Origin of the sequence: Mizugakiibacter sediminis (assembly GCF_000953855.2) — a bacterium.
GTDB lineage: Bacteria > Pseudomonadota > Gammaproteobacteria > Xanthomonadales > Rhodanobacteraceae > Mizugakiibacter > Mizugakiibacter sediminis.
Map to the genome: position 1 here is coordinate 16,868 of NZ_DF970157.1, position 10,654 is coordinate 27,521.

Below are 10,654 nucleotides of genomic sequence, written 5' to 3' on the forward strand. Positions count from 1 at the left end.
GCTGCGCGACGGCCGCGGCGGCCGGCATCGTCGCCGGCGGCGTCTGCCACGTGCTGATGACCACGCTCGGCGTCGGCGTGCTGCTGCAACTGCTGCCGGGCGCGTTCAACGCGCTGCTGCTGGCGGGCGCGTTGTATCTCGGCTGGATCGGCATCGGTCTGCTGCGCAGCGCGGCGGCGCCGGGTCTGGCGCCGGATGCCTCGACGCGACCGCAGGGCGCGGCGTTCCGCCAGGGCGTGCTGACCGCGCTGCTGAATCCGAAGGCGTATCTCTTCATGCTGGCGGTGTTCCCGCAGTTCCTGCGTGCGGGCGCCGGCGCGCTGGCCGCGCAGGCGGCGCTGCTGTGGCTGATCATCGCGGCGAACCAGCTGTGCGTGTACGGCGGCGTGGTGCTGCTGGCCGACCGCGCGCGCGGCTGGCTGCGGGACCGTTCGGCGACAGGTCTCGCCGCGGTGCGCGGCGTCGGTCTGCTGCTGATCGCGGCGGCGCTGCTGACCGGACTGGAAGGCTGGCGGCGGCTGTGACCCGGCGCGCGCGGCGCTAGGTTTCCCCGCCGGCGCCGACCGCGCGCAGATAGGCCTCGAGGCTGCGCTCGGGCGTTTCCGCGCAACGCTCGCCGGTGACGGTCAGCGTGGCGATGCGGTCGGGGCGGAAGTTGCGGAAGTCCCGGCGCAGGCGGCACCACGCGCCCAGCGTCCAGGCGCCGCCCCAGAACGCGAGGCACAGCGGCTCGACCTCGCGCTCGCTGGTCTGGCCGGCCTCGTCGCGGTAGTCGAGGCGCAGCACGCGGCGTTGCGCGATCGCCTCGTGCAGCTGGTCGATCAGCCCGGAGGTGATCTCGTGCCAGCGCCGGCCCGGCGCGAACACGCGCGAGCGCAGCGCGCTCTCGCGCAGCTCCGGCGGCAGCACCGCCTCGATCTTCATCATCGCCGCCTGCGCGTTGCCGGCGAGGCGCGCGCCGGCGAACGCCTTGACGAAGCGCGTGCCGACCACCAGCGCCTCCAGTTCCTCGGCGGTGAACATCAGCGGCGGGATGTCAGCGCCGCGGCGCAGCATGTAGCCGACGCCGGCCTCGCCCTCGATCGGCACCCCGGACAGCTGCAGGTCGGCGACGTCGCGGTACACCGTGCGCAGCGACACGCCGAGCGTCTCGGCGAGCTGGCGCGCGGGCAGCGCGGTGCGGCGGCCACGCAGGGCGTGGATGATCAGGAACAGGCGGTCGGCGCGGCGCATCCGCGCATGATGCCATCGCCCGGTTTCCGCGCATGCGACGCGCTCAGGCGGCGCTGCGGCGCGGCGCAGCGCGCGGACCGGCATCGGCGCGGCCGTCGAACAGCGCGCCGCGCGCGGCCAGCGGCGCGTAGGCGCGCCCGACCCGGCGTAGAAAGCGCCGCAGCCGTCGAACGAAGGCGGCGGTCATGCCGCCTCCGTCAGCGGCGTCGCGGCCCCCGCGGCCAGCCACGGCGGCAGCACGCCGAGCTTGTAGAGCTGGTACCAGTACGCGGTGTCGACCTCGTCGTACAGCGCCAGCGCACGGATCACCGCGCGCGCGAACTCGACGTTGCCGGCGCCGCTCGCGCTGATCACGCGGTCGTCCTCCACCGCCAGCAGGCCGGGGTCGTACAGCGTCGTGCCGGCGTAGTCCGGCGCGAAGCCTTGCAGATAGCCCGGCCGGCTGCTGGTATGCCAGCGCGTGTCGAGCAGGCCGGCGCGCGCCAGCGGCAGCGTGCCGCCGCCGATGCCGGCAACGCAGGCGCCGGCGGCGTGCAGACGCCGCGCGGCGGCGACGGCGCCGCCGTCCAGGCCGCGTTCCCAGGCGGTGCCGCCGGGCAGGATCAGCAGCGCCGCGCGCGCCGGATCGATGTCCTGCGGCGCCAGGTCCGGCAGCACGCGCAGTCCGCCCAGCGACAGCACCGGCCGGCGATCCAGGCCCACCGTCTGCACGCGGTAGCTGCCGGGACGACGGATCTCGCACAGGGCCAGCGCCGCGTCGCAGTCGGCGTAGCCGTCGAAGGCCAGGAAATAGACCGTGTCGCGCATGACGGACTCCTTGTCGCAGGGGTGCCGCCCAGCCTGCCGCCCCCCTGCTGCCAGCGTGCTGGCAGCAGCCGTCCGACCGCGCGCTGAACCGTCCGCCCGGCGCCGCTGGCGCGTCCCGCGGCGAGTCGCGACAATGCGCGCTTTGCCCCCGCGGACCCCGCCATGTCGCCGATTTCGCTGACCCAGTTCCTGATCGAGGAAAAGCGCGCCGGACACGTCGATCCCGACCTGCGCCTGCTGATCGAGGTGGTGGCGCGCGCCTGCAAGCGCATCTCGATCGCCATCGGCAAAGGTGCGCTGGGCGGCGTGCTGGGCGAGGCCGGCACCGGCAACGTGCAGGGCGAGGCGCAGAAGAAGCTGGACGTGCTGTCCAACGAGATCCTGCTGGAGGCGAACGCCTGGGGCGGCCACCTCGCCGCCTGCGCCTCGGAGGAGATGGAGGAGCCGCAGCCGATCCCCGACGCCTATCCGAAGGGCAACTTCCTGCTGCTGTTCGATCCGCTGGACGGCAGCTCCAACATCGACGTCAACGTCTCGGTCGGCACCATCTTCTCGGTGCTGCGCTGCCCGGACGGCGTCGCCGTGCCGACCGCCGAGCACTTCCTGCAGCCGGGCACCGCGCAGGTCGCCGCCGGCTACTGCGTATATGGTCCGAGCACGCTGCTGGTGCTGACCGTCGGCCACGGCACGCACGTGTTCACGCTCGATCGCGAGGTCGGCAGCTTCGTGCTGACCCGCCGCGACGTGCGCATTCCCGAGGAAACCTCGGAGTTCGCCGTCAACGCCTCCAACCAGCGCCACTGGGAAGCGCCGATGCAGCGCTACGTCGCCGACCTGCTGGCCGGCAAGGACGGTCCGCGCGGGCGCGACTTCAACATGCGCTGGGTGGCGTCGATGGTGGCCGACGTGCACCGCATCATCACCCGCGGCGGCATCTTCACCTATCCGCTGGACGCCAAGTGCAAGGCCAAGGGCGGGCGCCTGCGCCTGATGTACGAGGCCAATCCGATGGCGCTGATCGTCGAGCAGGCCGGCGGCGCCGCCAGCACCGGGCGCGAGCGCCTGCTGGAAGTGCGCCCGACCGCGCTGCACCAGCGCGTGCCGGTATTCCTGGGCTCGAAGCAGGAAGTCGACACCGCGGTGCGCTACCACCGCGAGGCCGATACCGGAACCTGAGCAGCGTGTCTCCCTCTCCCTGCCGGGGAGAGGGGGCTGGCCCACCGGATCTCAAACGGGCTGCGACTCGGGCACGAAGACCGGATCAGCCGTCATCTGCGGCTCTGCAAGACCGCATGAACGCAATGCCGGCCTTCGTGGGCACGTAGAGAACCCGCCGATCTTCGAGGAAAGAAAGCGCTCGACGCGCAACGACGCGATGCGGCTCCGGCGGATTCCAGGACATGCCGAACATCGGAACGCCGAAACCCGTCGGGCGAGACACGATCTCGCGAAATCTCATGGCGAGGGCGCGCGGGCGCGCTCAGCCGAGGCGCTTCAGCCAGCGCAGCAGCTTGCTCCAGTCGTCCTGGTGGCTGCGCGCCTGTTCGGAACCGTAGTCGAAGATGCCCTTGCCGAGGCCGCTCAACACCACGTAGGCCTGGCTGTCGCGCAGCTCGGCGACCACCGGGAACGGGAAGCCGGCCAGCAGGTCCAGCGCCTCCTGGCTGGCGCGCGTCCACGGCTTCAGGCGGTTGGCGACCAGCGCCACCGGCAGCTTGCCGCGCTTGATGCGGCCGACCGCGGCCAGCGCCTGCAGGAACGGCGCGCTCGCCTCGAGATCGATCGGCGAAGGCAGGATCGGCACCACCACGGCGTCGGCCCGCTCCAGCCACGGTTCGAGGTCGTCCGGCGTGCTGCCGGCGGGGGAATCGATCAGCACGCGCTCGGCATCGCCGGGCACGCGCTCCAGCGCGCCGCGGCGCGTGCCGTCCAGCGCCAGCACGCCGGGGACGTTGTCCGGGCGGCGCGCGCACCAGCGGAAGCTCGAGGCCTGGCGGTCGGCGTCGACCACCACGGCGGCCTTGCCGGCCTGCGCGTAGTGCGCGGCGAGGTTGGTCGTCAGCGTGGTCTTGCCGCACCCGCCCTTGCTGCTCGCCACCAGCACGGTCTGCATGCGCACTCCTCCCCGGGACCCGCGGCCAAGGGTACATGGCCGCGGCGGCGGCGCAAAACCGCGGACGGCGCCGCGCGAGGGGCGCTCAGGACGCGGTGCCGTCCTGCGGCGGCGTCTGCCGCTGCGAGGGCGGTTGCCAGTCGGCCGGCGCCTGCAGCGGCACGCCGAACCGGCGCAACAGGGCGTAGCAGGTGCCGAGCTCGCCGCCGCCGCGCAGCGCCAGCGTCAGCAGGACGCGCGCGATCGCCGGCTCCCGCAGCGCGCGCGCCGACAGCCGGCTGTACTGTTCGAATTGCCAGGTCAGGTCGCGGATCTCGCGCCGCGCGCCGTCCTGCTGCGCCGGGTCGCTCGCCAGCCGCGCGCGCAGCTCGAGGCCGAAGCGGCGCGCCTGCAAGCCGTCGCCCCATTCCAGCGCGTGGCCGAGCTTGAGGCAGTCGGCGCGTACCTCGTCGGGCGCCTTCGCATCGAAGCACAGCGCGGCGGCGGCGAAGAACGTCGGCCGCGGCTGCGCGGCGAGGGTGCCGGCGACCACGAACCACTGCGCGGAGGCGGTCGCGTCGGCGACGCCGGTCAGCGCCTGCGCCGCGTCGGGCGCGAGCGGCAGGCTGAGCACCGCGGCGGCGACGGCCTGCTGCAGCGGGCCGGAGTAGCCGTCGTAGCGGTCGCGCGCGGCGGCCTCGGCCAGTGCGGCGCGTGCGGTCTTGTCGTCGTTCCGCGCGGCCGCCCGGTTCAGCGCCAGCAGCCAGGTCGCGGCGTTGTCGGCAGCCTGCGCGCGCAGCGCCGCCAGCGCCTGCGGCGGCGGGCAGTCGCTGCCGGCGCAGTCGCCGAGCTGCGCCCAGGCGACCGCCGGGCCGGCGTCCGCCGCGGCGGCGGCGCGCTGCAGCAGCGCGTGGAACGACAGCGCCGGCGGCTGCTGCGGCAGGGTGCGCGCCAGCAGCGCGGCGCCGAGCAGGTGCTCGGCGTCGGCGCGCAGCGCCAGCACGCTGACCAGATCCTTCTGGAATGACGCCAGTGTCTGCACCTGCGCCGCGTCGTCGCGCGGCGCCGCCTGCGCGATGCCGCAGGCGAGCGCGGCGAGCAGGCCGAGGCGGCGCGGCGCGCGGCGCATCGCGCTCACGGTTCGTGCTGCGCGGCGCCGGCGGGCTGCCAGCCGGCCGGCGGTCGGTCGGGGATGCCGCGCGCGGCGAGCAGCGCGGCGACGGCCTCGTCCTCGCGCGCGTGGCCGCGCATCGCCGCGGTCCACGCCTGCGCCAGCGCGGGGTCATGCGCCAGCTCGCGCATCAGCCCGGCCATCTTCTGCATGCGCCAGGCCCGCGTGCGCTGGCGCGCGACGAGCGCGGCCAGCGGCTGCGGATCGCGCAGCAGGCGCCGCGCCAGGCCCTCGCCGACCATCTGCGCCATCAGCGAGGTGCCCTGCTGCATGCGCTCGGCGACGCGCAGGCACAACGCCGCGCGCGCGGCATCCGGCGCGCCGTTGCAGGCGGCGCCCAGCGGCCGCAGCGGCGGGATCGCGGCGACGCTGGTCAGCGCCATCGCTTCCGCGGCGCGCAGCGCGCCGGCGTCGGCGCCTTCCTGCACGCCGGCCGGCGTCGGCACCAGTCCCAGCGCGTCGAGCACGCGCGGCAGCAGGTGCATCTGGTGGTCGTCGTAGCGCTTGCCGGCGGCCATGCCCTGCAGCGCCTGCGCGATGCGCTCGGCGTCGTCGGCCTGCGTGGCGGCGTAGAGGTCGGGCAGCCAGGCCGCGGCGTTGTCGGCTTCCAGCGCGTGCAGGTTCTCGCGGGCGTGCGCGCAGGAGGCGACGTCGGCGCAGCGCCACACCGCCATCCAGGCGACGTCGGGATCCTTCGGCGCGCGCTCGACCGCGCGCTGCAGCGCGCGCGTGGCGGTGGCGGCGTCGTGCGCGGCCAGCGCCAGCATCGAGGCGGTGATCAGCGCGCCGGCGTCGTCGCTCGCGGCCAGCGCCTTGGCGGCGTCGGCGCGCCAGGCCTGCAGCGCCGTCGCGTCCGGCGCGCGTTCGGTGGCGTCGCCGATGTGCGCCAGCGGCTGCGGCGCGGGGGAGGCGTCCTGCGCGCGCGCGCCGGTGGCGACGGCAAGCAGGCAGAGCAGCAGCGCGGTCTTCGGCATGCGGGTAGGTTCCCGGCGGAAAGCGGTGCGCGAGTGTGCCACGGTGCGACCCAACTCAACGTAAAAGCAGCAGCCACAGCGGCAGCGTGGCCGTCATCAGCACGATGCCGTAACCGACCATCGCCGCGGCCAGTTCCGGCGCCAGCCCGGCCATCGAGGCCAGCGCGGCGGCGGTGATCATCGAGGCCATCGCCGACTCCAGCACCGCGACCGCGCGCAGGTCGCCGTGCAGGCCGAACAGCGCGCCGAGGCCCAGCGCCAGCGCCGGCAGCGCCAGCAGCTTCAGCGCCAGGCCGATCGCCAGCGGCGCGCGGTGCGCGTGCTCCGGCTTGAGTTTCAATTGCAGGCCGATCGCCAGCGCGACCATCGGCATCAGCATGTCGGCCAGGCGCTGCAGCATCGCCGCCAACCACGCCGGCGGCTCCGCCGGCACCACGGTCAGCGCCAGCACCAGGGCGATGAACGCGGGGAAGGCGAGGATGCGGCGCGCGATCTCGCCGAGGCGCGGGCGCGCGCCGCGGCCGTACAGCGCCAGCACGGTCAGCCCGTAGGTGGACAGGATCAGGAACGAGCCGAACTGGTCGTAGACCACCGCATACGGCAGCGCGGCCGCGCCCAGCAGCGCCTCGGTCAGCGGATAGCCGAGGTAGGAGGTGTTGCCGAGCGGCACGGTCAGCAGCAGCACCGCGGTCACCTCGCGCGGCCAGCGCCGCCAGCGCGCCAGGCCGAGCACGGCCAGCACGCTGGCGCCGAGCAGCAGCCACGGCACCGCGACCAGGCCGAGCAGCTGCGGCGATGCGTGCAGCTTCGAGGCGTGCAGCAGCACCGCCGCCGGCAGGTTGACGTACAGCACCACCAGGTTGAGCGTGTCGGCGGCGCGCTCGGGCAGCACGCGGCGACGGCCGAGCAGGTGGCCGATCGCGATCAGCGCGACGATGAAGGCGAAGGCGGGGACGATGCGCGCGGCCATGGCGGTCGCGGTTCAGGCCGCTGGCCTACAATCGGCCGCTCGACCAGCGCACGCGGACTGCGGGCGCCGCGGAGCGGCGGGACAGGGCGGGCGGGTGCGCATGCCGGGCATCATCTCCGGAGGATCGCGATGGAACATCTCGCGCTGTTCGCGTCCGAGCGCGCCCCCTACTTCGTCGGCTGGGGCACGCTCGCCCTGATCAACGCCGGGCTCGCCCAGGGCAAGGGCCGCGGCGGCCTGATCTGGTTTCTGCTGTCGCTGCTGTTCGGGCCGCTCGCCACGCTGGCGCTGGTGCTGCTGCCGAAACCGCGCGCGCGGCTGTTCTGATCTCAGTCCCCCAGCGCCTCACGCAGGAATTCCGGCTGCGCCAGCGCGGCCTTGTGCGTCTCGGCGTTGTAGTAGCGCGTGGCGAACTGCTTGGTGGCGGCGCCGCGCTCGCGGAAGCCGGCGAGGTCGGCGCCCTTGCGCGCCATCGTGCAGCTCCACCAGCCGGTCGGGTAGCAGGGTTGCGGGAACGGCAGCGTGCGCAGGGCGTGGAAGCCGGCGCTGCGCATCGCGCCGCGCATCGCGCGGATCAGGTCGAGGTGCGCCAGCGGCGACTCCGACTGCTGCACGAGGATGCCGCCCTGGCGCAGCGCCTTGAAGCAGCTGGCGTAGAACGCGGCGTTGAACAGGCCTTCCGCCGGGCCGACCGGATCGGTGGAATCGACGATCACCACGTCCAGCGAATCCGGCTCGCACTCGGCCATGTACCTGATGCCGTCGATGAACAGCAGCTCGGCGCGCGGATCGGCGTTGGATGCGCACAGCTCGGGGAAGTACTGCTCGGCGAGGCGGGTGACGCGCTCGTCGATCTCCACCTGCACGGCGTGCTCGACTTCCTCGTGCTTCAGCACCTCGCGCAGCGTGCCGCAGTCGCCGCCGCCGATGATCACCACGCGCTTGGCGCGCGCGTGGGTGAACAGCGCCGGGTGCGTCATCATCTCGTGGTAAAGGAAATTGTCGCGGCTGGTCAGCATGATGCAGCCGTCGATCACCATCAGGTTGCCCCAGTCGGTGGTCTGGTAGATCTCGATGGTCTGGTACGGCGTCTTCTCGGCGTGCAGCAGGCGCTCGATGCGATAGCCGATGGACGAGCCCGAGCCCTCGTGGGCCTCGGTGAACCAGCTGGGTTGCGACATGGCGGGTCGTTCCGGTGGGGCGTGCGAAGCGCGCGATTGTAGCGGTTCCGGCGCGGCGCACACATGAACGCGCGCGGCCGCTACACTACGCAACCCTGGCGGCCCCGCGGCGTACGAGGCTCCCGGCCGCCAGTGCCCCGGTTTCCGGGCGCGATGCCGTCAAAGCCCGCCGCTGCGACGCTCTTTCGACCCGGGCCCGCGGGTCGCGCCGCGCCGTGCGCCTCGCGCCACGGCCGGCCGCCGCGAGGCCGCCACCTCGGGAGACTGCCACGATGGCGACCCCCTGGACGATCGACGACGCGCGCCGCACCTACGCCGTCGCGCACTGGAGCGACGGCTATTTCGACATCGACGCGCAGGGCCGCGTCACCGCGCAGCCGCGCGGTCCCGGCGGCCCCGCGCTGGCGCTGGCCGACGCCGTCGAGCAGGCGCGCGCGGCCGGCCTGCGCCTGCCGCTGCTGCTGCGCTTTCCCGACATCCTCGGCGACCGGCTGCAGCGCCTGCGGCAGGCGTTCGCGCGGGCGATGGTCGCGCACGGCTACGCCGGCGGCTACACCGCCGTGTATCCGATCAAGGTCAACCAGCAGCGCGCGGTGGCCGGCGCGCTGGCCGCGGCCGGCGACGCCGGCTTCGGCCTCGAGGCCGGCTCCAAGCCGGAGCTGATGGCGGTGCTCGGCCTGGCCAGGCCGGGCAGCGTGGTGGTCTGCAACGGCTACAAGGACCGCGAGTACGTGCGCCTCGCGCTGATCGGCCGCAGGCTCGGCCTCGACGTGTTCATCGTCGTCGAGAAGCTCTCCGAGCTGGCGCACGTGATCGAGGAGGCGCGCGCGCTCGGCGTCGAGCCGCTGCTCGGCGTGCGCGTGCGCCTCGCCACCATCGGCGCCGGCAAGTGGCAGAACACCGGCGGCGACAAGGCCAAGTTCGGCCTGAACCCGCGCCAGGTGCTGGAGCTGGTGGCGCAGCTGAAGGCGGCCGGCCTGGCGCACGCGCTGAAGCTGCTGCACTTCCACATGGGCTCGCAGCTCTCCAACGTGCGCGACATCGCCGCCGGCATGCGCGAGGCGACACGCCACTTCGTCGAGCTCAGCCGGCTCGGCATCGGCCTGCGCTACGTCGACGTCGGCGGCGGCCTCGGCGTCGACTACGAGGGCACGCGCTCGCGCGGTTTCTGCTCGGTCAACTACGGCCTCGACCAGTACGCCGCCACCATCGTGCAGCCGCTGGCCGAAGCCTGCGCCGCGGAAGGCCTGGCGCCGCCGCACGTGATCACCGAAGCCGGCCGTGCGATGACCGCGCACCACGCCGTGCTGGTGGTCAACGTCAGCGACGTCGAGCCGGCGCCCGCAGGCGCGATCGCGCCGGCGCAGGCGGACGAGCCGGCCGTGCTGCGCCACCTGCGCGACATCCACGCCGCGCTGGACGCGCGGCCGCCGCTGGAGCTGTACCACGAAGCGCAGTACCACCTCGCCGAAGGCCAGGCGCTGTACGCGCTCGGCCAGCTCGACCTCGCCGCGCGCGCGCGCCTCGACGACCTGTTCTTCGCCATCGCGCGCGGCGTGCGCGCGCGGCTGTCGCCGGCCGAGCGCGCGCACCGCGAGGCGCTGGACGAGCTGGACGCCAAGCTGGTCGACAAGTACTTCGTCAATTTCTCCGTATTCGAGTCGGTGCCGGACGTGTGGGCGATCGACCAGGTGTTCCCGATCGTGCCGCTGGCGCGCCTCGACGAGCGCCCGCAGCGGCGGGGCGTGCTGGCCGACCTCACCTGCGATTCCGACGGCCGCATCGACCAGTACGTCGACGCCGCCGGCGTCGACGCCAGCCTGCCGCTGCACGCGCCGCGCGCCGGCGAGCCGTACCGGCTCGGCATCTTCATGGTCGGCGCCTACCAGGAGACGCTGGGCGACATCCACAACCTGTTCGGCGACACCGACGCAGTCAACGTGCGCCTCGACGGCGACGGCCGCCTCGCGCTGAGCGATTTCCGCCGCGGCGACCGCGTCGACATGCTGCTCGACTACGTCGGCTATTCGCTGGACGCGCTGCGCGCCGCCTACCGCGACAAGCTCGCCGCCGCCGGCCTCGGCGCGGACGAGGCCGCGAAGCTCGAGGCCGCATTGGAAGCGGGGCTGACCGGCTACACCTATCTGGAAGAACGGCTTTGATGCGGGAAGACGCGCGATGTCTCGAAGGGCATCGCGCGCCGGCGAGCGCCCGGCCATGGAGGGC

12 protein-coding genes are annotated in these 10,654 nt (G+C 73.9%); 4 read left to right on the plus strand and 8 right to left on the minus strand.

Features of this window, described 5'->3' with window-relative positions:
- Positions 1-56 precede the first annotated feature (56 nt).
- The gene (locus MBSD_RS03030) at positions 57-524 is read left to right on the plus strand and encodes a LysE family translocator (RefSeq protein ID WP_237071732.1); all 468 of its coding nucleotides are present in this window, start codon (positions 57-59) and stop codon (positions 522-524) included.
- A gap of 16 nt (positions 525-540) precedes the next feature.
- Here MBSD_RS03030 and MBSD_RS03035 read toward each other — a convergent pair whose 3' ends face one another.
- Genes MBSD_RS03035 through MBSD_RS03040 form a run of 3 tightly spaced genes read right to left on the minus strand, consistent with a single transcriptional unit; the run spans position 541 to position 2,040 of the window.
- Positions 541-1,233: a helix-turn-helix transcriptional regulator gene (locus tag MBSD_RS03035; RefSeq protein ID WP_062534938.1), complete on the minus strand. Its 693-nt coding sequence runs from the start codon at positions 1,231-1,233 to the stop codon at positions 541-543.
- A 43-nt stretch (positions 1,234-1,276) separates the two neighbouring features.
- On the minus strand, positions 1,277-1,420 hold the full coding sequence (locus tag MBSD_RS15325) for a hypothetical protein (RefSeq protein ID WP_187300542.1): 144 nt from the start codon (positions 1,418-1,420) through the stop codon (positions 1,277-1,279).
- Positions 1,417-2,040 (minus strand): DJ-1/PfpI family protein, encoded by a 624-nt coding sequence (locus MBSD_RS03040; RefSeq protein WP_062534940.1) that lies wholly within the window; start codon positions 2,038-2,040, stop codon positions 1,417-1,419. The genes MBSD_RS15325 and MBSD_RS03040 overlap by 4 nt, the downstream gene beginning before the upstream one ends.
- A gap of 162 nt (positions 2,041-2,202) precedes the next feature.
- Between MBSD_RS03040 and MBSD_RS03045 the strand changes: the two genes are divergently transcribed.
- On the plus strand, positions 2,203-3,216 hold the full coding sequence (locus tag MBSD_RS03045; protein ID WP_062534942.1) for a class 1 fructose-bisphosphatase: 1,014 nt from the start codon (positions 2,203-2,205) through the stop codon (positions 3,214-3,216).
- A gap of 304 nt (positions 3,217-3,520) precedes the next feature.
- On the opposite strand, the gene MBSD_RS03050 is transcribed toward MBSD_RS03045, so the two are convergent.
- From MBSD_RS03050 to MBSD_RS03065, 4 genes are all read right to left on the minus strand, one after another.
- Positions 3,521-4,153 carry a ParA family protein gene (locus MBSD_RS03050; protein WP_062534944.1) on the minus strand — a complete coding sequence of 211 codons (633 nt, stop codon included), beginning with the start codon at positions 4,151-4,153 and terminating at the stop codon, positions 3,521-3,523.
- Between the two features lie 85 nt (positions 4,154-4,238).
- Positions 4,239-5,270 (minus strand): hypothetical protein, encoded by a 1,032-nt coding sequence (locus MBSD_RS03055; RefSeq protein ID WP_148667797.1) that lies wholly within the window; start codon positions 5,268-5,270, stop codon positions 4,239-4,241.
- Entirely contained in the window at positions 5,267-6,277 is a 1,011-nt protein-coding gene (locus tag MBSD_RS03060) for a hypothetical protein (RefSeq protein WP_062534948.1), read from the minus strand. Before MBSD_RS03060 ends, MBSD_RS03055 begins: the two co-directional genes overlap by 4 nt.
- 55 nt (positions 6,278-6,332) lie before the next feature.
- On the minus strand, positions 6,333-7,247 hold the full coding sequence (locus MBSD_RS03065) for an AEC family transporter (protein ID WP_062534950.1): 915 nt from the start codon (positions 7,245-7,247) through the stop codon (positions 6,333-6,335).
- 129 nt (positions 7,248-7,376) lie between these two features.
- Here MBSD_RS03065 and MBSD_RS03070 point away from each other — a divergent pair, with 129 nt between their 5' ends.
- Positions 7,377-7,574 (plus strand): hypothetical protein, encoded by a 198-nt coding sequence (locus tag MBSD_RS03070; protein WP_062534952.1) that lies wholly within the window; start codon positions 7,377-7,379, stop codon positions 7,572-7,574.
- 2 nt (positions 7,575-7,576) lie between these two features.
- Here MBSD_RS03070 and speE read toward each other — a convergent pair whose 3' ends face one another.
- Positions 7,577-8,428: a polyamine aminopropyltransferase gene (speE, locus tag MBSD_RS03075; RefSeq protein WP_062534954.1), complete on the minus strand. Its 852-nt coding sequence runs from the start codon at positions 8,426-8,428 to the stop codon at positions 7,577-7,579.
- A 272-nt stretch (positions 8,429-8,700) separates the two neighbouring features.
- Between speE and speA the strand changes: the two genes are divergently transcribed.
- A complete protein-coding gene (gene speA / locus MBSD_RS03080) occupies positions 8,701-10,590 on the plus strand; it encodes a biosynthetic arginine decarboxylase (protein ID WP_062534956.1) in 1,890 nt (629 codons plus the stop codon).
- The last annotated feature ends 64 nt before the right edge of the window (positions 10,591-10,654 follow it).

Coding starts and splice junctions, on each gene's coding strand:
- MBSD_RS03030 (WP_237071732.1), top strand. CDS start 57: ATGACCACGCTCGGCGTCGGCGTGCTGCTGCAACTGCTGCCGGGCGCG.
- MBSD_RS03035 (WP_062534938.1), bottom strand. CDS start 1,233: ATGCGCCGCGCCGACCGCCTGTTCCTGATCATCCACGCCCTGCGTGGC.
- MBSD_RS15325 (WP_187300542.1), bottom strand. CDS start 1,420: ATGACCGCCGCCTTCGTTCGACGGCTGCGGCGCTTTCTACGCCGGGTC.
- MBSD_RS03040 (WP_062534940.1), bottom strand. CDS start 2,040: ATGCGCGACACGGTCTATTTCCTGGCCTTCGACGGCTACGCCGACTGC.
- MBSD_RS03045 (WP_062534942.1), top strand. CDS start 2,203: ATGTCGCCGATTTCGCTGACCCAGTTCCTGATCGAGGAAAAGCGCGCC.
- MBSD_RS03050 (WP_062534944.1), bottom strand. CDS start 4,153: ATGCAGACCGTGCTGGTGGCGAGCAGCAAGGGCGGGTGCGGCAAGACC.
- MBSD_RS03060 (WP_062534948.1), bottom strand. CDS start 6,277: ATGCCGAAGACCGCGCTGCTGCTCTGCCTGCTTGCCGTCGCCACCGGC.
- MBSD_RS03065 (WP_062534950.1), bottom strand. CDS start 7,247: ATGGCCGCGCGCATCGTCCCCGCCTTCGCCTTCATCGTCGCGCTGATC.
- MBSD_RS03070 (WP_062534952.1), top strand. CDS start 7,377: ATGGAACATCTCGCGCTGTTCGCGTCCGAGCGCGCCCCCTACTTCGTC.
- speE (WP_062534954.1), bottom strand. CDS start 8,428: ATGTCGCAACCCAGCTGGTTCACCGAGGCCCACGAGGGCTCGGGCTCG.
- speA (WP_062534956.1), top strand. CDS start 8,701: ATGGCGACCCCCTGGACGATCGACGACGCGCGCCGCACCTACGCCGTC.